21 protein-coding genes are annotated in these 17,133 nt (G+C 66.7%); 9 read left to right on the forward strand and 12 right to left on the reverse strand.

All coding sequences use genetic code 11. The features are described 5' to 3' along the window. Positions 1 to 4 precede the first annotated feature (4 nt). Together A5678_RS14360 and A5678_RS14365 are read left to right on the forward strand one after the other, a co-directional pair. Complete coding sequence (locus A5678_RS14360; protein ID WP_068043356.1) at positions 5 to 580, forward strand: TetR/AcrR family transcriptional regulator; 576 nt, start codon at positions 5 to 7, stop codon at positions 578 to 580. Then, the gene (locus A5678_RS14365; protein WP_068043358.1) at positions 577 to 1,689 is read left to right on the forward strand and encodes a DUF1214 domain-containing protein; all 1,113 of its coding nucleotides are present in this window, start codon (positions 577 to 579) and stop codon (positions 1,687 to 1,689) included. Before A5678_RS14360 ends, A5678_RS14365 begins: the two co-directional genes overlap by 4 nt. On the opposite strand, the gene A5678_RS14370 is transcribed toward A5678_RS14365, so the two are convergent. The 4 genes from A5678_RS14370 to A5678_RS14385 all read right to left on the reverse strand — a co-directional run bounded on the left by A5678_RS14370 (position 1,686) and on the right by A5678_RS14385 (position 5,588). Then, positions 1,686 to 2,726 (reverse strand): LLM class flavin-dependent oxidoreductase, encoded by a 1,041-nt coding sequence (locus A5678_RS14370; protein ID WP_068043360.1) that lies wholly within the window; start codon positions 2,724 to 2,726, stop codon positions 1,686 to 1,688. The genes A5678_RS14365 and A5678_RS14370 overlap by 4 nt on opposite strands. Further along, positions 2,726 to 3,241, reverse strand: coding sequence for an SRPBCC family protein (locus A5678_RS14375; RefSeq protein ID WP_068043362.1), 516 nt, complete (start codon positions 3,239 to 3,241; stop codon positions 2,726 to 2,728). The genes A5678_RS14370 and A5678_RS14375 overlap by 1 nt, the downstream gene beginning before the upstream one ends. A gap of 62 nt (positions 3,242 to 3,303) precedes the next feature. After that, positions 3,304 to 4,410: an acyl-CoA desaturase gene (locus A5678_RS14380; protein ID WP_068043364.1), complete on the reverse strand. Its 1,107-nt coding sequence runs from the start codon at positions 4,408 to 4,410 to the stop codon at positions 3,304 to 3,306. A gap of 80 nt (positions 4,411 to 4,490) precedes the next feature. Continuing rightward, entirely contained in the window at positions 4,491 to 5,588 is a 1,098-nt protein-coding gene (locus A5678_RS14385; RefSeq protein ID WP_068043366.1) for a ferredoxin reductase, read from the reverse strand. A gap of 96 nt (positions 5,589 to 5,684) precedes the next feature. On the opposite strand from A5678_RS14385, the gene A5678_RS14390 reads away from it, so the two are divergent. Continuing rightward, on the forward strand, positions 5,685 to 6,332 hold the full coding sequence (locus A5678_RS14390; protein ID WP_197502147.1) for a TetR family transcriptional regulator: 648 nt from the start codon (positions 5,685 to 5,687) through the stop codon (positions 6,330 to 6,332). A gap of 40 nt (positions 6,333 to 6,372) precedes the next feature. Here the strand turns inward: A5678_RS14390 and A5678_RS14395 are convergent, their stop codons facing one another. Both A5678_RS14395 and A5678_RS14400 read right to left on the reverse strand, forming a co-directional pair. Beyond that, the gene (locus tag A5678_RS14395; protein ID WP_068043370.1) at positions 6,373 to 6,771 is read right to left on the reverse strand and encodes a hypothetical protein; all 399 of its coding nucleotides are present in this window, start codon (positions 6,769 to 6,771) and stop codon (positions 6,373 to 6,375) included. A 47-nt stretch (positions 6,772 to 6,818) separates the two neighbouring features. Continuing rightward, positions 6,819 to 7,424, reverse strand: coding sequence for a GNAT family N-acetyltransferase (locus A5678_RS14400; RefSeq protein ID WP_068043372.1), 606 nt, complete (start codon positions 7,422 to 7,424; stop codon positions 6,819 to 6,821). A 66-nt stretch (positions 7,425 to 7,490) separates the two neighbouring features. On the opposite strand from A5678_RS14400, the gene A5678_RS14405 reads away from it, so the two are divergent. Then, on the forward strand, positions 7,491 to 8,588 hold the full coding sequence (locus A5678_RS14405; RefSeq protein ID WP_068043374.1) for a F420-dependent hydroxymycolic acid dehydrogenase: 1,098 nt from the start codon (positions 7,491 to 7,493) through the stop codon (positions 8,586 to 8,588). Here A5678_RS14405 and A5678_RS14410 read toward each other — a convergent pair. Continuing rightward, on the reverse strand, positions 8,585 to 9,502 hold the full coding sequence (locus A5678_RS14410) for a cation diffusion facilitator family transporter (RefSeq protein WP_068043376.1): 918 nt from the start codon (positions 9,500 to 9,502) through the stop codon (positions 8,585 to 8,587). The genes A5678_RS14405 and A5678_RS14410 overlap by 4 nt on opposite strands. Before the next feature lie 152 nt (positions 9,503 to 9,654). Here A5678_RS14410 and A5678_RS14415 point away from each other — a divergent pair, with 152 nt between their 5' ends. Further along, entirely contained in the window at positions 9,655 to 10,233 is a 579-nt protein-coding gene (locus A5678_RS14415) for a hemerythrin domain-containing protein (RefSeq protein WP_068043378.1), read from the forward strand. A gap of 53 nt (positions 10,234 to 10,286) precedes the next feature. On the opposite strand, the gene A5678_RS14420 is transcribed toward A5678_RS14415, so the two are convergent. Beyond that, positions 10,287 to 11,183 carry a manganese catalase family protein gene (locus tag A5678_RS14420; RefSeq protein WP_068043380.1) on the reverse strand — a complete coding sequence of 299 codons (897 nt, stop codon included), beginning with the start codon at positions 11,181 to 11,183 and terminating at the stop codon, positions 10,287 to 10,289. Positions 11,184 to 11,333: 150 nt separating this feature from the next. Between A5678_RS14420 and A5678_RS14425 the strand changes: the two genes are divergently transcribed. After that, positions 11,334 to 12,032 (forward strand): GAF and ANTAR domain-containing protein, encoded by a 699-nt coding sequence (locus A5678_RS14425; protein WP_068043382.1) that lies wholly within the window; start codon positions 11,334 to 11,336, stop codon positions 12,030 to 12,032. 81 nt (positions 12,033 to 12,113) lie between these two features. Further along, positions 12,114 to 13,409 (forward strand): acyl-CoA dehydrogenase family protein, encoded by a 1,296-nt coding sequence (locus tag A5678_RS14430; RefSeq protein ID WP_068043621.1) that lies wholly within the window; start codon positions 12,114 to 12,116, stop codon positions 13,407 to 13,409. Positions 13,410 to 13,488: 79 nt separating this feature from the next. Here A5678_RS14430 and A5678_RS14435 read toward each other — a convergent pair whose 3' ends face one another. Beyond that, positions 13,489 to 13,944, reverse strand: coding sequence for a MaoC family dehydratase (locus tag A5678_RS14435; RefSeq protein WP_068043383.1), 456 nt, complete (start codon positions 13,942 to 13,944; stop codon positions 13,489 to 13,491). A 143-nt stretch (positions 13,945 to 14,087) separates the two neighbouring features. On the opposite strand from A5678_RS14435, the gene A5678_RS14440 reads away from it, so the two are divergent. Beyond that, positions 14,088 to 14,924 carry an alpha/beta fold hydrolase gene (locus A5678_RS14440; protein WP_068043384.1) on the forward strand — a complete coding sequence of 279 codons (837 nt, stop codon included), beginning with the start codon at positions 14,088 to 14,090 and terminating at the stop codon, positions 14,922 to 14,924. A 72-nt stretch (positions 14,925 to 14,996) separates the two neighbouring features. Beyond that, on the forward strand, positions 14,997 to 15,281 hold the full coding sequence (locus tag A5678_RS14445) for a hypothetical protein (protein ID WP_068043386.1): 285 nt from the start codon (positions 14,997 to 14,999) through the stop codon (positions 15,279 to 15,281). A 310-nt stretch (positions 15,282 to 15,591) separates the two neighbouring features. On the opposite strand, the gene A5678_RS14450 is transcribed toward A5678_RS14445, so the two are convergent. The 3 genes from A5678_RS14450 to A5678_RS14460 all read right to left on the reverse strand — a co-directional run bounded on the left by A5678_RS14450 (position 15,592) and on the right by A5678_RS14460 (position 16,993). Further along, entirely contained in the window at positions 15,592 to 15,990 is a 399-nt protein-coding gene (locus A5678_RS14450; RefSeq protein ID WP_068043389.1) for a DUF302 domain-containing protein, read from the reverse strand. Between the two features lie 68 nt (positions 15,991 to 16,058). Then, the gene (locus A5678_RS14455; RefSeq protein WP_068043391.1) at positions 16,059 to 16,679 is read right to left on the reverse strand and encodes a DsbA family protein; all 621 of its coding nucleotides are present in this window, start codon (positions 16,677 to 16,679) and stop codon (positions 16,059 to 16,061) included. A gap of 29 nt (positions 16,680 to 16,708) precedes the next feature. Further along, on the reverse strand, positions 16,709 to 16,993 hold the full coding sequence (locus A5678_RS14460; RefSeq protein WP_068043394.1) for a metal-sensitive transcriptional regulator: 285 nt from the start codon (positions 16,991 to 16,993) through the stop codon (positions 16,709 to 16,711). Between the last annotated feature and the right edge of the window lie 140 nt (positions 16,994 to 17,133).

The following is a 17,133-nucleotide window of genomic DNA, read 5'->3' on the forward strand; positions in this document are numbered from 1 at the left end:
CGTAATGGTAGTGGATTTTGGGCGACCCCGTGACCCACGCATCGACGGCGCGGTGCTGAGCGCGACCGTCGAACTGCTGGCCGAGACCGGCTATGCCGGGCTGTTGGTTTCCGCGATCGCCGACCGCGCCGGCACCAGCAAGCCGGCGATCTACCGGCGCTGGCCGAGCAAGGCGCACCTCGTCCACGAAGCGGTGTTCCCCCTCGGCGCCGCGACCGAGCTGCCCGATACCGGGTCACTACCCGAGGACCTACGCGAAATGGTCCGTCGCTCAATGGCTTTCCTGACGACGCCGGCCGCCAGGGCGGCCTTGCCGGGGCTGGTGGGCGAGATGGCCGCGGACCAGGCCCTGCACTCGGCGCTGCTGGAGCGATTCGCCGGCGTGATCGGTGGCGGCCTAACCGAGCTGCTGGACCGGGCCGCGGGCCGCGGCGAGGTCCGGCCCGACGTGACCGCCACCGAACTCACGGAAGCCATCGCCGGCATCACCCTGATGGGACTGCTGACCCGTGTCGGCGAACTCGATGATGCGTGGGTCGATCGCACAACCACGTTGCTCCTGAAGGGAATCCGCGCATGACGCACGAAACGACGGCCGCGTGGCAGGAACTGCTCGGCACCCTGGGCACGCTGGACCGCTCCTTCCTGGAGGGCGACCGGGCGGTGACCGACGACCGTCACGTCGCCGACGGCTACCGCATGCTCGCCAGCACGCTCGGCGTGGCCTTCGACGCCTACCTTTTCGCCGAGCCCGGCCGGCCCCAGTTCGTGGCGGTGAACACTCCGTTCCGCCGCGACCGCCGCTGGGGTGGCGACAACACCGACGCCTACTACTTCATGTGTCCGATCGACCCGAAGCGCCGCTACCGCATCAGTGGCAATTGCGGCGACAGCGTCTACTTTTCGGTAACCGCCTACAACGAGCCGTCGCCGGGCGCGTGGTCCGACCGGGTGGTCGCGATAGTCCGTGACAGCGATCTCGACCTGGGCGCCGACGGCGACTTCGCCTTCGAACTCGGCCCCACGCCCGACGCCGCCGTGCTGATGACCCGCGACTACCAGGCCGACCCGTTGACCGGCCGCCCCGTCACCTGGCGGATCGAGGCGCTCGACGATCCTGAACCGATCCGGCACGGCGACGCCGAGACCGCCGCGAGCCTGCGCGCGGTCGCGAGCTGGTTGCGCACCATGTTCGCCATCGTGCCGCTGGCGGTGGGCACGCGTGTCGACGAAGACCATGGCCTCGGCCACGAAACCGCCCATGCGGCAAACCAATTCGCCGATCCGTACCAGGTCCCCGACGCAAACTTCGGTTGGTCGGCGCGCGACGCCTGCTACTCATACGGCAGCTTTGTGCTCGCTGACGACGAAGCGATGATCATCACGCACCGGCCCCCCACATGCAGGTTCTGGAACCTGGTGGTGTGGAACCAATTCATGGCCACCTTCGGCGCCTCCGAGGGCCCGGACGTCCGCTGTTCGATCAACGGCCACAGCGCCGTGCTCGACAGCGACGGCTCCGTGACGATCGTCCTGTCACGCGAATTGACCGGCCACCCGAATTCGCTTACCACGCTGGGCTACCCGCGGGGCAACCTCGCCTTCCGGTGGTTTTTGGCCGATGACGTGCCGGCGCGGCCGGAGGTGCAACTGGTGAAGGTGGCGCAGGCGCCGACGGCGGTGTCCTAGACCTCCGAGACCAATTCGACGGCCCGGCCGAGCGTGCGAAGCTTCGCCTCCAGCGTGTCTCCGGCCGGGTACAGCCGCACAGTGTTCACGCCGCTGTCGCGCCACACCGCAAGCCGGGCACGCACCATCTCCTCGGTGCCGATCAGCGTGGTGGCCAACACCATCTCGTCGGTGACCAATGCGGCCGCGCCGTCGCGGTCGCCCCGCTGCCAGCGCTCGCGGACCTCGGCGGCGATGCCGGCCCAGCCTTGCCGGCTGTAGGCCCGGTTGTAGTAGTTCGTGCTCGACGAACCCATCCCCCCCAGGCTGAAAGCGAGCTCCTTCTTGCGGCCGGCAATCATGCCGCGCAGTTCCTCCTCGTCCGAGGCGAAGGCGACTTCGGCGCCCTGGCAGATGTCGACGTCGGCGCGCGCGCGGCCGGCGGCGGCCAAGCCCTCGTCGAGATGCGAAAAGTAGGCGTCGCCGGCGCCCTCCGGGACGAAGCTCGTGCCCAGCCATCCGTCGGCGACCCGACCAGTCAACCGCAGCATCGCGGGTGACAGCGCGGCCAGGTAGATCGGGATGCGGTGCTCCGGCCGGGTCGACAGCCGCATCGGCACCCCTTCGCCGCCGGGCAGCGGGATCTGAAACTGCTTGCCCGAGTAGGAGATTTTCTCTCCGGTGAACACCTGCCGCACGATGTCGACGGTCTCGGAGATGCGGGCCAGGGGCGCGTTGAACGAGACGCCGTGCAACCCCTCGATCACCTGCGGGCCGGACGCGCCCAGCCCGAGCAGGAAGCGCCCGCCCGACAGGTTGGACAGCGTGATGGCGGTCTGGGCGACCATGACGGGCGACCGAACGCCGACCTGCAGGATGCCCGAGCCCAGCAGGATCCGCTCGGTCCGCGCCGCGAGGTAGCCCAGGGCCGACGGGGCGTCGGAGCCCCAGGCCTCGGCCACCCAGCACACCCCGAGGCCCAGTTTCTCGGCCTCGACGACGAAAGCCGCGGTTTCCCGGCCTGCGCTCGACAGCTCGACCGTGGTGGCGGTGCGCATCAGCGCACCCCGTGCTCGGCCAGCCTCTTGATCGCCGCGAGGGTCTTGCCGATCGCGGCCTCGAACTCGCGCATCCGCACGAAGACGATCTTCTGCTCCTTGTCGGGCATCGATTCGATGGCCGCCGAGAGCCCCGAACGTCCCGGTCCCATCTGCATCCAGTAGCTCAGCGCCGTGCCACCATCGCGGGACTTCAGCCGGAATCGCCACATCGCCGCGGGGTAGTCGGGTTCCCCAACGGCCCAGGCAAATTCATGCGGCTCATCGCACGCGACGACTTGCGAGGTGGTGGTCCATCGCCCGAACGCCTCGTGCTCGTTGTGCCCGACGAAGCGGGCGCCCACGCGCGGGCCGTCGGCGCCTTCGGCCCACTCCACCGCCTGCAGCTCATTGCTCAGCGTCGGCATGAGCTTGATGTCGGACACCAGGCTCCACACCCGGGCCGGATCCGCGTCGATCCACGTCGACGCCTCAACCGTCGGTTTATCCGCATACCGCGCGCCGGTCCACTCCATCGCAGCCCATTGTGCCCCCGCACGCAGCGCCCGGGCTACGTGCGGGGGGATGTGGGCGATCGTCAGGCGGCCGCGGGCACCGGATCGGCCGACCGGTCGGCCGTGGCCTTCCGCAAGACCGCGTCCGGGAAGGTCAGCCGGACGATCTTGCGGACGACGGTGCCGAACTGGCGCAGCAGCGGGCCGCGGTTGTAGGGGATGCCGTAGCGCTCGCAGATTGCTTGCACCTCCGGCGCGATCTCCGCGTAGCGCCGCGCCGGCATGTCCGGGAACAGGTGGTGCTCGATCTGGTGGGACAGGTTGCCGGACAGCAGATGGAAGAGCTTGCCGCCGGTGAGGTTTGCCGAACCGAGGACCTGGCGGAAGTACCACTGGCCGCGCGATTCGTCCTTGGTCTCCTCGACCGTGAATTCCTGGGTGCCGTCCGGGAAGTGGCCGCAGAAGATGATCATGTAGGACCACACGTTGCGCATCAGGTTGGCCGAGAGGTTGCCCGCGAAGACGAACGGCGCGAAGGGTCCGGCCAGCAACGGGAAGGCCACGTAGTCCTTGAGCGTTTGGCGACGCGTCTTCTTCCAGATCGCACGCAGCACCCCGCGTTTGTCGGCGAGCTCAATTTCACCGGAGCGGATGCGCTCGGTTTCCAGTTCGTGCAGCGCGACGCCGTACTGGAACAGCACCATCAGCAAGAAGGCGTAGAGCGGGTTGCCCAGAAAGTACGGCTCCCAGGGCTGGTCCTCACTCATCCGCAGGATGCCGTAGCCGATGTCGCGGTCCATCCCGACGATGTTGGTGTGGGTGTGGTGCATGTAGTTGTGCGAATGGCGCCACTGGTCGGCCGGGCACGCGGTGTCCCACTCGAAGGACCGGCCGGAGATGTTCGGGTCACGCATCCAGTCGTATTGACCGTGCATGATGTTGTGGCCGATCTCCATGTTGTCCAGGATTTTCGACAACCCCAGCATCGCGGTTCCCAGCAGCCAGGCGGGCGGCAGGAACAGCAACGCGCGGCCGCCGACTTCGAGCGCGCGCTGGGCCTTGATGACGCGACGGATATAGTCGGCGTCCTCCGCGCCGAGGCCGGCCATCACGCGGTCCCTGATGGCATCCAGTTCGCGGCCGAATGCGTCGGCCTGTTCGGGGGTCAGATTGATCTTGTTCGGTGTCATGGCTTGTCCTCCAAGGGTTTTGGTGGCGACTCGCTGCGCCCGGCTGCGCCGCGCTTGCGATCGCCACGGGGTTGTTGGCGCTAGAGCGACAGGCCCACGTCGCCGACCGGGACGGACACGCAGATCTGCACGTCCTCGTCGGGACCGGTCGAGACCGCGCCGGTGATCAGGTTGCGCACCGTTCCGGCGGTCTTCCGCCGCGTGCAGGTGTGGCAGATGCCCATCCGGCAGCCGTTTTCCGGCGATAGGCCGGCCGATTCCGCCTGCTCCAGCAGGGGGCGTCCGTCGTCGATGACGTCGATCCCGCTGTCGGAGAATGTGACTCGTCCACCGGAGGGATTGGCGGGCGCCTCGAAGGACGGCGGCACGAAGCTCTCGGTGTAGACGTTGTCGCAGTGGTCCCGGACAGCGTCGACCAAAGGCGTTGGCCCGCAGACGAACACCGCATCCGGTGCCGGCATCGCGGCTTGAAGGTGGGCGGCCTCGAACCGACCGGTGAGGTCACCGTCGCCGGATCGGGTGTAGCCGTGCAGCACGCGGACGCCGGGCAGCTTCGCGAGTTCGTCGCGGTAGCACGCCTCGGCGGGCGTGCGGGCGTAATGGATGAACGCGATGTCGCCCGGATGACGCTCGGCGACGAGCGTGCGAAGCATCGCCATCACCGGGGTGATGCCGCTTCCCCCGGAGACGAAGAGGATCCGTCGCGGCCTCTGGGGTCCCTGCGCCGGCAAAACGAAGTCGCCGCCGGTACCGGCCAAACCGAACACCATGCCGGGCCGGGCGTGTTCGTACAGATAGTTCGACACGAGCCCGCCGTCGTGCTGACCGATCGTCAGCTCGAGGTTGGCGGTCCCCTCCGCGTTGGCCGGGGAATAACAGCGGGTGTGCCGACGGCCGTCGATCTCGACGGTGAGGTTGACGTACTGGCCCGCCTTGACGGTCTCGGTGGACGCGAAGCTGTCGTTCGGAGCGAGGGTGAGGGTGACGCTGCGCGTGGTAGTGCGACGCACGTCGATCACCTTGGCGCGGGCCTCCCCCAGTGTCCAGGTCGGCGCCACCAGCTCGGTGTACCGGTCGACGCCGTGCGGGCCGGTGAGCAGGTCGAGAAGGTCTGAACCCAAGACTCGCTTCCGGAAAGTCCGAGCGAGGGCTCGACCCGAAGTCTTTTGAGTGAACATATGTACACCGTGCGACCGCACTGCCCGGTCAGTCAAGGGTTTCTGCTGGTCTGTGGTAGGGTTCACACAGTGAACAGCCGTACTCCTAGCTCACGGGTGCGTGGTTCTGGTCGCGAGCGCTCGCGCGAAAGTCGGTCGCGCGAGGAGCGCAAGGAGGCGACCCGTCGCGCAATCATCGCCGCGGCGCTCAAGCTGCTGCAGGACCGCAGCTTTTCCAGCCTCAGCCTGCGCGAGGTGACCCGTGAGGTCGGGATCGTGCCGGCGGCGTTCTATCGGCACTTCGAGTCGATGGAGGCCCTTGGGCTCGTCCTGATCGACGAGTCGTTCCGAAGCCTGCGCGACACCCTGCGTGACGCGCGTGCCGGCAAGCTCGACCCGAACCGGGTGATCGAATCGTCCGTCGAAATCCTGGTCGCCAGTGTCGCCCAGCGGCGGGAACACTGGCGATTCATTGCTCGCGAACGCAACAGCGGGCTCAGCGTGCTGCGTTATGCCATTCGCACCGAGATCCGGTTGATCACGTCCGAGCTGGCCACCGACCTGGCGCGCTTTCCGCGGCTGCACGAGTGGACCACCGAGGATCTCAACGTGCTCGCAACCCTGTTCGTCAACGCGATGATCGTCATCGCCGAGGCGATCGAGGACGCGCACAGCGCCGAAACGCTGGAAGACATTCGTCGGCTCGCCGTCAAGCAGTTGCGAATGATCGCGATCGGCATCGCCGGCTGGAAGAGCACGCCTTAACGACGCCGTACTCGGAGTGAACAGTCGAACACTGGCTACCTCACTCCGTCGTCTGATTGAAGTCCGGCGGCCCGTTCTCGTCGACGACCTCATACAGCGACTCGCCGTCTTCGGGCGCTCCGTCGATCTGGCCCCGATGAGCGCGTCCGGGGGGACCGTCAGGGTCATCGATTACCACCGGGGAGTCGGGCGAGATGTCCGGCTCTTCTTCTGCGAGCCGGGCATCCAGCGATTCGCCCTCGCGCTCTTCCCGCGCGGTCATGCCGAACCGGTTCGCTTCGCTCCAGCCCTCGGGCGGGTCGACGACGATGTCGCCATCGTCGTTGTGCAACTCGTCGGAGTCGGTGCCTTCGCTCGCGTTCAACGTGTCACCGGGGCCGCCTTCTTCGGGGAAGTCCGCGGGGTCCACCAGCTCGTCGGCTTGCGGGTTTTCGCTCATGCGGGAACGGTTGCCCGCCGGATCGGGGGGCTAAACGCAACCGGCCGCTACCGCGGCGACCGCCACATCGCCCACATGGTGGGACCGCCGTCGGGGACGACGATCTCGCGAGTCACCGTGAAGCCGAAACGTTCGTAGTACGGCACGTTTTCGGGCTTGCTCGACTCGAGATACGCGGGGCAGTACTCGGCGTCGCAACGGTCCAGCCGCGACCGCATCAGCGCCTGACCGAAGCCCCGCCCGCGGACCGAGGGGTCGCTCCCGATCACGGCCAGATACCAGTGCGGCTCTTCGGGGTGCATGCGCTTCATGAGCTCTTGCAGGCCGCGTGCCCTCGCCGTGCGCAGGCCGAACACCCGCAGAAACGTCGGGATCATCGCCAGTTCGCCCCCGCGAGTCTCGCGCCACCGGTTCGGCGGATCCCACAGTGCGGCCGCGCCGATGTTGGGACCGTCACAGGCCACCTCGACGCCGCCGCAGCCCAGATGGTGGTGGCGCGTCATCGTCGCGAACAACCGGTGCAGGTGCGCGGTCCGGGCCCGGGGATCGGGCAGCAGCCAGGTCGTCACCGGGTCGTCGTAAAAGGCCCGGCCCAGGGCGCGTGACAGCTCGCGGACATCGGCCTTCCGCGCCGGGCGTGGCTGGGGAGTCACCCGAGTCAGGCTAGCGGGTGCGCCGCATCCGGGTGTCATGACGGGAGCGGCGGGTACGTTAGGTCGGTGACCGGCGTTTCGCGTCGCGCATTCGGGCGGATGGCCGCCGGTGCGAGCATCCTCGGCACAGCCGGGCTTCCCGCCGGCTGTGGGAAGCCGGGCAACGATCATCCCGCTCCCGCCACCCCGCCCCCGCCCGCGGCCAAGCCGGTGGGTGTGGTGCTCTCGCACGAACAGTTCCGCACCGACCAGCTGGTGGCGCAAGCGCAGGCGGCCGAACAGGCCGGCTTTCAGTATGTCTGGGCCAGCGACCACATCCAGCCGTGGCAGGACAACGAGGGCCATTCGATGTTCCCGTGGCTGACGCTGGCGTTGGTGGGCAACGCCACCAGTCGCATCGGGTTCGGCACCGGGGTCACCTGCCCCACCTACCGCTATCACCCGGCCGTCGTGGCACAGGCGTTCGCCTCGCTGGCGATCCTCAGCCCCGGCCGGGTATTCCTGGGGGTCGGCACCGGGGAACGGCTCAACGAACAGGCGACCACCAACACATTCGGCAAGTACGCCGAGCGCCACGACCGGCTCGTCGAGGCGATCAATCTGATCCGTCAGTTGTGGAGCGGATCGCGAACCTCGTTCGCGGGCCGCTACTTTCAGACCAACGCGTTGAAGCTCTACGACACGCCGGCCGCACCACCGCCGATCTTCGTGGCGGCCAGCGGGCCCAAGAGCGCGGCCATGGCCGGTCGATACGGTGACGGCTGGATCGGTCAGGCCCGGGATGTCACGAATCCGACGTTGGTGGCCGCATTCGGCGCCGGTGCGGAGGCCGCCGGCCGCGACCCGGGCAGCCTGGGCAAGCGTGCGGAGCTGTTCGCGGTCGTCGGGGATGGCACCGAGGCGACGACCGCCGCCGGCCTGTGGCGCTTCACCGCCGGCGCCGTCGACCAGCCGAACCCGGTCGAAATCCAGCGCGCCGCGGCCGTCAATCCCATCGACAAGGTGCTGGCCAACTGGACGGTCGGCACCGACCCCGCCACCCACATCAAGGCGGTGCAAGCGGTCCTGGACGCCGGGGCCGTGCCGTTTATGCATTTCCCGCAGAGCAACCCGCTGACGGCCATCGACTTCTACCGCACCAACGTCTTGCCCAAGTTGCACTAGACGGACTTGGGCTCAACTTCGGGCTGAATGTAGACGACGCGCACCGCGGGCACCGTCTCCCGGATGCGCGCCTCTGCGTTCCGGATCACATCGGCGGCGACCGCGAATTCCCGCTCCGGGCCGAACACGACCTTGGCGGCCACCACCATCTGGTCCGGGGCGAGGTATTCGGTGCGCAGGTCAAGGACGCTGTCGACATGCTCAGCCTGTTGCAGGGCCGACCGAATCATCTTGCACTGGTTGGTCGTTGCCCCCTCGCCGATTAGCAGGCTGTGCGTCTCGACGATCAAAACCACGGCGATCACGGCCAGCAGCACACCGATACCCAGGGTGCTGACCGCGTCCCACAACGCGTTCCCCGTTACCGCCGTCAGCGTCACGCCCGCGAACGCCATGCCGAGGCCGAGCAGCGCGGCGCTGTCTTCGAGCAGCACCACGGGCGGCTCCGGGATGCGCGAATTCCGGATGAACTGCCACCAGCTGTCGGAACCCTTCAGCCGCTTGGACTCCCTGAGCACGGTTCGCAGGCTGAAACCCTCCAAGAGCGCGGCGACCACCAGGATCGCGATGGCGACACCGGGCGAGGTCAGCGGCTCGGGATGGGAGATCTTCCGATACCCCTCGTACACGGCGGCAACCGCTCCGAGCACAAACACCAGCAGGGCCACAACAAACGAGTAGAAATATCGGCTCCGGCCGTAACCGAACTGGTGCAAGGCATCTGGCCGCCGGAGCGCTTCGTGCTTGCCGACCATCAACAGCACCTCGTTGATGGTGTCGGCCAGTGAGTGCACCGATTCGGCGAGCATGGCCGAGCTTCCGGTCACCAGATAGCCGACGAATTTCGCGGCCGCGATCCCGGCGTTGGCGGCGAACGCCACCACGACAGACTTCGTTGTACCGTCGGCCGCCATCGCGTAGAGCTACCCGCGACGGGACAGGGCGAAACGATCGATGTTTTGCCACAACCACACTCGAGCCTGCGTCGCGGGCCGCCCGTTTCAACGCCCCAGGCCCGGGTATCCGCAGGCCACTTCGAGTGACAAGCCCGATTGGAAGGCAAGGCATGGACGCAATCACTTTTCTTCGCCAGGACCATAAGAGCGTTCTCGGTCTGTTCGAGACGCTCGACGGGGCGCCGTCGGGCTCGGGCGCCGAGGCGAGCGGCCTGGAAACCATGGTGAACAATCTCATAATCGCCGAGTCGCAGCACGAAGCCATTGAGGAGCAATTCTTTTGGCCGGCGGTGCGCGACGCGATCGGTGACGGACTCGTCGACAAGGCGATCGAGCAGGAGCAGGCCGGCAAGCAGCTGTTGCAGCGGCTCGAGAACGGCAAGCCAGGCGAGCCGGACTATCACCAAGCGTTGCAGGAGTTCGTCAGGGCGGGTCGCGAACATATCGCGTACGAGCAGGACGTGGTGTGGCCCCAGGTCGAGCTGGCGATCGGCCGAGAAGAGCTGGAGAAGATCGGCGAAAAGCTGGAGCAGGCAAAGAAAATCGCTCCGACCCGGCCCCATCCGGGCACACCGCCCAACCCGGCGGTCCTCAAGACGGTGGGGATGGGGGCGGCGGTCGTCGACCACGTGCGCGACGCATTGACCGGCCGCGCGGAGGACAACCCACCGGACCCGCAGGTCAAGTAGAAACTCGAAGCCCGGGCGCTGGATCGTCAGCGCCCGGCCTTCTTGTCCACCGATTAACTTGTGGGAGTGCGCTGTTCGTGCGTGAACGGCTTCTCGGCCTTGATCGCGGGCGATCCCTGCGGGTTCTGCTGTGCGCCCTGGTTCTGGCGAGTAGTGCCGCCGAGCCACTGCTGTTCGGGCTTCTCGACGTACTCCCACTCCATGCCCTCCGGCCACGGCCCCTGGCCCTCGTTCCACGGGCCGCGGATCGATTCGCCGCCGCCATTGGACATGTTGAACGCCATATTCTGGAAGCGCGGGTCACCCGGCAACTGCCCGGGCGGGAAGTTCACCGGCAGCTCGTTGAGCGCGGCGGTGAACTGCTGGTAGTGAGCCACCTCGCGGGTCATCAAGAAGTTCAAGGTGTCTTGCACGCCCGGGTCGTCGGTGTACTGCTTGAGGTACTCGTAAACGATTTTCGCGCGCGACTCGGCGGCCAGATTGCTTCGCAGATCCACCGTGGGGTCGCCGTTGGCGTTGACGTAGGAGCCCATCCAGGGCACCCCTTGCGAGTTGCTCACATCCGGGCTGCCGCCGTTGAGCGCCAGATACAGCGGGTTGACCGCGACTTGATGGATGATCTGGTCACGACCGTCGCCACTGGCGACCGCGGGCATCCAATCGCACTTCTCGTTGGCGATCTTCAGGTTGTCGTTGAGGCCGTCCAGCAACATCGTGATCATCGAGCCGACCATCTCGAGGTGACTGAGTTCCTCGGTGGCGATGTCCATGAACAGGTCGTACATCTTGGGGTTCTTGTCGCGTAGCACGAACGCCTGGGTGAAGTACTGCATGGCGGCCTTGAGTTCACCGTTCGCGCCACCGAACTGCTCTTGCAGCAGCGTCGCAAAACGTGGATCGGGCTCGCTGACCCGGACCTCGAACTGAAGATCTTTGTTATGAACGAACATTGGGGCTCCTTGGGCTTGTCGGCAAGTACTGGTGTCGGCGGATACCCGTGGGTCTTGGCGCCAAACGCTGGCAACAGCAAATCGTTGGGCCGGCCCGCCGAGGGCCACCCAGGTGTCGCGGTACGCCCGCATCGTGGAGAATCCGGTCTTATGGAGTCCCTAGACCCAGCACCCACGCACCAGCTGGCTGTGCGCATGGCCGAACTAGCCCGCGACATCGCCGCCCCACGCTCGCTCGGTCACGTCCTCACCGAGGTGACCACGGCCGCGGTGGAGCTGATACCGGCGGCGGACATCGCGGGAGTGCTGCTGATCAAGGGCGGCGGTGACTTCGAGTCGGTCGCGGACACCGATAGCTTGGTTGCGCAGCTGGACGAGCTACAGCACGACTTCAGTGAGGGCCCCTGTCACGATGCGGCTCTGCAACAGACGATCGTGCGCACAGACGACCTCCGTAACGAGCCGAGGTGGCCCCAGTATGCGCCGGCGGCCGTGGAACGCGGTGTGCTGAGCAGCCTCTCGTTCAAGCTCTACACCGCGGAGCGCACGGCCGGCGCGCTGAACCTGTTCAGCTTCCGGTCCGACGTATGGGACACCGAAGCCGAGACCATCGGATCCGTGTTCGCCGCACACGCCGCCGCAGCGATCATGGCGGGACGCCACGGCCAGCAGATGCAATCGGCCCTGTCCACGCGAGACCGGATCGGCCAGGCCAAGGGCATCATCATGGAGCGCTACGGCGTCGACGAGTTGCGCGCCTTCGACCTGCTGCGCCGCCTGTCCCAGGAAAGTCAGGTCAAGCTCGTCGACATTGCGCAACGTGTGATCGATACCCGCAGCGACGACTGATCGCGCACCGCCGCCATCTACGATGGGGTGGCTTCATCGACGAGGCCGGCGCGAAGCGGCGCCGGGGAACGGGTGGCCACCGTGTGGGATTTCGAAACAAACCCCGAATATCAGGCAAAGCTCGACTGGGTCGAAAAGTTCATGGTCGACGAACTCGAACCGCTCGATCTGGTCGCCCTCGACCCCTATGACAAGAAGAACGCCGAGATGATGGCGATCCTGCGTCCGCTGCAGCAGCAGGTGAAGGATCAGGGGCTGTGGGCCGCGCATCTGCGACCGGAACTCGGCGGTCAGGGCTTCGGCCAGGTCAAGCTCGCGCTGCTCAACGAGATTCTCGGCCGGTCCCGCTGGGCGCCGTCGGTGTTCGGCTGCCAGGCGCCGGATTCGGGCAACGCCGAGATACTGGCGATGTTCGGCACCGACGAGCAGAAGGCCCGCTACCTGCAACCGCTGCTCGACGGCGAGATCACGTCGTGCTATTCGATGACCGAACCGCAGGGCGGCTCCGATCCGGGACAATTCGTCACCGCCGCTACCCGCGACGGCGGCTACTGGGTGATCAACGGGGAAAAGTGGTTCTCCACCAACGCCAAGCACGCCTCGTTCTTCATCGTCATGGCGGTCACCAACGCCGAGGCGCGCACGTACGACAAGATGTCGCTGTTCATCGTTCCGGCAGAGACACCGGGCATCGAGATCGTCCGCAACGTCGGCGTGGGAGCCGAGTCATCGACGCGCGCCAGCCACGGGTACGTCCGCTACACCGACGTGCGCGTCCCGGCCGACCACGTGCTGGGCGGCGAAGGTCAGGCGTTCATGATCGCGCAAACCCGGCTCGGGGGTGGGCGCATCCACCACGCCATGCGCACGATTGCCTTGGCGCGCAGCGCTTTTGACATGATGTGCGAGCGCGCCGTGTCACGCAAGACGCGGCACGGGCGACTGTCGGATTTTCAGATGACCCAGGAGAAGATCGCCGACAGCTGGATACAGATCGAACAGTTCCGGCTGCTGGTGTTGCGCACGGCGTGGCTGATCGATAAGCATCACGACTACCAGAAGGTGCGCCGCGACATCGCGGCGGTCAAGGTCGCCATGCCCCAGGTGCTGCATGACGTCGTGCAGCGGGCCATGCACCTGCATGGCGCACTCGGCGTTTCCGACGAGATGCCGTTCGTCAAGATGATGGTGGCGGCCGAGTCGCTGGGCATCGCCGACGGCGCCACCGAATTGCACAAGATGACGGTGGCCCGCCGCACCTTGCGCGAATACCAGCCCGTTGCAACGCCGTTCCCGTCCGCGCACATACCCACCCGGCGGGCGGAAGCCCAGGCGCGACTGGCCGAGCGGCTCGAGCATTCCGTCGCGGAGTTCTGACCCGCCCCCGCCACGACACATAAACGTTGGCGACGACACGCCGTAAACGTCGCCGTGGTTTATGTCTCGCGGTGGCGGATCACGAGACGTAGCGGACGATGCTCTCGGCCACGCACGCCGGCTTGGGCGCGCCCTCGATCTCGACGGTTGTCGACATGGTCGCCTGCATGGCGCCATTGCCGACGTCGTCGACGCTGACCAGCGACGTCTGCGCGCGCACCCGGGAGCCGACCGGCACCGGGGCGGGGAAGCGAACCTTGTTGAGGCCGTAGTTGATTGCGAGCTTGATCCCGTTGACGGTGTAGATCTGATGCTGCAGACGCGGCAGCAGTGCCAGGGTCATGAAACCGTGGGCGATCGTCCCGCCGAAGGGACCGGCGGCGGCGCGTTCCGGGTCGACGTGGATCCACTGGTGATCGCCGGTCGCGTCGGCGAACAGGTTGACGTCTTCCTGGGTGATGGTCACCCAATCGCTGTGGCCGATGGTTTCGCCCGTTGCGGCCGCGAGTTCGGCTACTGATTCGAAGGTGCGCATTGAGTTTCTCCTTGACTCCGGGGCGCTAAGAATATCGCCGAGGCCATCCGGCATCGCCATCCGGCCCATCCCGTTTGGCTGGGCATCCGAGGGGTAGTCGCCGCTGAGGACAGCAGCTCCGCCTCGGCAGGAAAGGTCACTCGATGCCCAATGTCACCGCACACCATGGGCTTTTCAAAGACGCTCGCCTGCACGTCGATGACACCGGGGGCCCGGGCCGGCCGGTGTTGCTCATTCACCCGTGGCCGCTCTCCGGGCAGGCCTGGTCGGCACAGGTCCCGGTGCTGCACGCCGCCGGCTACCGAGTCGTCACCTACGACCGGCGCGGTTTCGGCCGCAGCGACAAACCGGTGACGGGCTACACCTACGACAGCCTCGCCAACGACCTGCGCGCATTGATCGATGCCCTCGACCTCCGCGACGTCAGCTTGGTGGGCTCCTCCATGGGTGGCGGCGAGATTGCGCGGTACATCTCGTCCTATGGCGCCGACCGCGTCCGCAGCGTCGTGTTCGCGTCTTCGGTGACCCCGTACATGCTGCATGCCGGCGACAACCCGGACGGCCCACTCACCAAGAAGGACGCCGCCGCCGCGACCGCGGCCTTCGTCAGGGATCCAAGCGCATTCTACGACCAGCAGATGACCGAATTCTTCTCTGTGAACGGCGAATTGCGCGTCAGCGAGGACACCCGCGCTGCGGCGGTTGCGTTGTGCAAACAGGCGAGCAAGGAGGCGTCGATGGCCTGCATGGCCGCGTGGGCCGGCACCGACTTTCGCGACGACCTGACGCGGGTCACGGTACCCGCACTGGTCATTCACGGCGACGGCGATGCCTCGGTGCCGTTTGACGGTTCGGCCCGACGCACGCACGAAGCGCTGCCCGGCAGCGCGCTGCGGGTGATTGCCGACGGGCCGCACGGGTGCCAGATCAGCCATCCCGACCAATTCAACGACGCTCTGCTCGAATTCCTTGCGCGATAGCCGGAATTCGTTTGGCGGCGGCCGCCCGGGGAAGCCCTGCGTGAACACGCGAACCGCACGGAGGGGAACGGCATGCCTGAACGCACGAACCGCGCAACCGAATCGGAGGCGCGCGGGTCACGGACGCGCGTCACCGATCAGGGAGACGGCGGGGTGCGCCTCAACGTCCCGATCATCGGACAGGTACGAGTGCCGCACGTCGACCACCTCGCCTTCTATGGCGGACTGGCCGCACTGGCGGAGCTGCAGATCCTCGAATGGCCCGTGGCCCTGGTCCTCGGGGCCGGCCAGGCGCTGGCGGAAAGCCAACACAACCGCGTCGTTCGCGGGTTTGGCGACGCGTTGAGCGAGGCTTGATCGATCGTTCGTCTGTGCTCCCGGGACGGCGTCCTCAGTAACCGACATGTGGTTTGCCGGCCCGTCCACGGGGAACCCCTCGGGACGTCAGGAACCGCGCCGGAAGGAAGCAAATGGGAGAACCGAAGGGCCACAAGACGGAGTCGGATGTCGAACCCGAGGCTCACGAGTCCCGGTCACGTGCAGCGGCCGGCGAGGCCGACGGCTCCTACGTCGGAGCGGCTGGTTCCGATGACTCTTTCGATGCCGGCGAAACGGGTGCAGAAGCGCGGAGCCAGCAAAGCTGACTCCCCGCAACTCAGCAGATCGGCTACCGAAGCGCGCCGATCGCGGCCTGCAATTTGGTGGTGGCCTGATCCGCAACTTCCTGCAAGGCCCCCTGCTCGCCCGTCACCTTGACCATGAGTTGGGGATCCATCGCCTCGACGAGGATCGCATCGTTTTCCGCGGGGTCGGTTCGCACCACGACGTTGCACGGCAGCAACTGACCGATCTGGCGGTGAATGCCCAGCGCGCGATGCGCCAACACCGGATTGCAGGCGCCCAGGATCACATAGTTCTCCATGTCCTCCCCGAGCTTGTTCTTCAGGGTGGCTTTGACGTCGATCGTGGTCAGCACCCCGAAACCCTGGTCCGCGAGGGCTTTGGTGGTTTGTTCCACCGCCTCCTCGAACGAGGTGTGCAGCGTAGCGGTCAATCCTGATGTCATTTCTTCCTCCTCGGTCTCGAGCTACCTGGAATTTCGTTCAGCACTAGGGCAATTCGCGCCCGGGCCCGTCACAACTGAGCCCGGGTGCGCGGGCGTTGCAGCTGGGCGAACTGCGGGACCGCACCCATTGTGGCGATCGCATCGAACAGTGCGACCGAATCCTCGGCATCCGGTACCGCGGTGAGGACCGGTCCGAAAAAAGCATGCCCGTCAACCCGCAGGATCGGACTCCCCCCGGTTTCGCCGAGCGCGTCTTGCGCCTCCTGGTGTCCGCGCCGCACGACTTCGTCCAGCGACGCGTCCGAGACAACCGAGGCGGCGGTGTCGAGTGCACCGGCCGCGGCCAAAACGTGGGCGACGAGACTGTCGTCAAGGGGTGCCGAGCCGTCGAAGTAACGCTCACCGAAGGCGAAGTACGCGGCGGTCCACCCGGCGGTGCCCTTTTCGCGCGCGATCGCAACCATCAGCCTGCCGACTTGTTGCGAGTCGCGCATGCGGGCCTGCTGAGGGGCCGGGAGCTCTCGCCCCTCGTTGAGCACCGCCAAACTCATCAATTGCCAATCGACAGCCATGCCGGTCTTGTCGGCGACGGCGCACAGCCACCGTGCGGTGTTCCACGAGAACGGGCACACCGGGTCCACCCACAGTGTGACCTTCGATCCAGCTCGACCGCTGTCGGCGGGGTCCATTGCGCTTTCCCTCTCGTCGGCGCTGACCGTCAGGCCAGGCTCAGGAACAGTTTTTCCAGCTCGTCGATCGACATGCCCGGCCCGTCGGTGGGACTACCCGCCGGTCGGGCGATGCAGTCGCGCAGCCCCGAGGCAATGATCTTGAAGCCGGCGCGATCCAGCGCCCGCGACACCGCCGCCAGTTGGGTGACGACGTCTTTGCAGCTGCGCCCCTGCTCGATCATCCCGATGACGCCGCCGAGCTGCCCGTGCGCTCGACGCAACCGCGCAAGGACGGCATCCATGTCGTCCGGGTCGTGAACTTCGTTTGCCATGACTCCTTCATACCATACCCACCGGGGTATATCGTCTGCCTTGCCAATACCCCCGGGGGTACGGTAATAATTTACTCGCGGATTAAGCCGTGGCCCGCGGGTACCCATTCACGCGATCACGTGCGACGTGTGCCCGCTGG

Source organism: Mycobacterium sp. E2733 (assembly GCF_001667585.1).
Lineage (GTDB): Bacteria > Actinomycetota > Actinomycetes > Mycobacteriales > Mycobacteriaceae > Mycobacterium.

Bases quoted from the DNA above. Each gene is read 5' to 3' on its own strand.
- A5678_RS14360 (WP_068043356.1), top strand. From the start codon at position 5: ATGGTAGTGGATTTTGGGCGACCCCGTGACCCACGCATCGACGGCGCG.
- A5678_RS14365 (WP_068043358.1), top strand. From the start codon at position 577: ATGACGCACGAAACGACGGCCGCGTGGCAGGAACTGCTCGGCACCCTG.
- A5678_RS14370 (WP_068043360.1), bottom strand. From the start codon at position 2,726: ATGCGCACCGCCACCACGGTCGAGCTGTCGAGCGCAGGCCGGGAAACC.
- A5678_RS14375 (WP_068043362.1), bottom strand. From the start codon at position 3,241: ATGGAGTGGACCGGCGCGCGGTATGCGGATAAACCGACGGTTGAGGCG.
- A5678_RS14380 (WP_068043364.1), bottom strand. From the start codon at position 4,410: ATGACACCGAACAAGATCAATCTGACCCCCGAACAGGCCGACGCATTC.
- A5678_RS14385 (WP_068043366.1), bottom strand. From the start codon at position 5,588: ATGTTCACTCAAAAGACTTCGGGTCGAGCCCTCGCTCGGACTTTCCGG.
- A5678_RS14395 (WP_068043370.1), bottom strand. From the start codon at position 6,771: ATGAGCGAAAACCCGCAAGCCGACGAGCTGGTGGACCCCGCGGACTTC.
- A5678_RS14410 (WP_068043376.1), bottom strand. From the start codon at position 9,502: ATGGCGGCCGACGGTACAACGAAGTCTGTCGTGGTGGCGTTCGCCGCC.
- A5678_RS14415 (WP_068043378.1), top strand. From the start codon at position 9,655: ATGGACGCAATCACTTTTCTTCGCCAGGACCATAAGAGCGTTCTCGGT.
- A5678_RS14420 (WP_068043380.1), bottom strand. From the start codon at position 11,183: ATGTTCGTTCATAACAAAGATCTTCAGTTCGAGGTCCGGGTCAGCGAG.
- A5678_RS14425 (WP_068043382.1), top strand. From the start codon at position 11,334: ATGGAGTCCCTAGACCCAGCACCCACGCACCAGCTGGCTGTGCGCATG.
- A5678_RS14435 (WP_068043383.1), bottom strand. From the start codon at position 13,944: ATGCGCACCTTCGAATCAGTAGCCGAACTCGCGGCCGCAACGGGCGAA.
- A5678_RS14440 (WP_068043384.1), top strand. From the start codon at position 14,088: ATGCCCAATGTCACCGCACACCATGGGCTTTTCAAAGACGCTCGCCTG.
- A5678_RS14445 (WP_068043386.1), top strand. From the start codon at position 14,997: ATGCCTGAACGCACGAACCGCGCAACCGAATCGGAGGCGCGCGGGTCA.
- A5678_RS14450 (WP_068043389.1), bottom strand. From the start codon at position 15,990: ATGACATCAGGATTGACCGCTACGCTGCACACCTCGTTCGAGGAGGCG.
- A5678_RS14455 (WP_068043391.1), bottom strand. From the start codon at position 16,679: ATGGACCCCGCCGACAGCGGTCGAGCTGGATCGAAGGTCACACTGTGG.
- A5678_RS14460 (WP_068043394.1), bottom strand. From the start codon at position 16,993: ATGGCAAACGAAGTTCACGACCCGGACGACATGGATGCCGTCCTTGCG.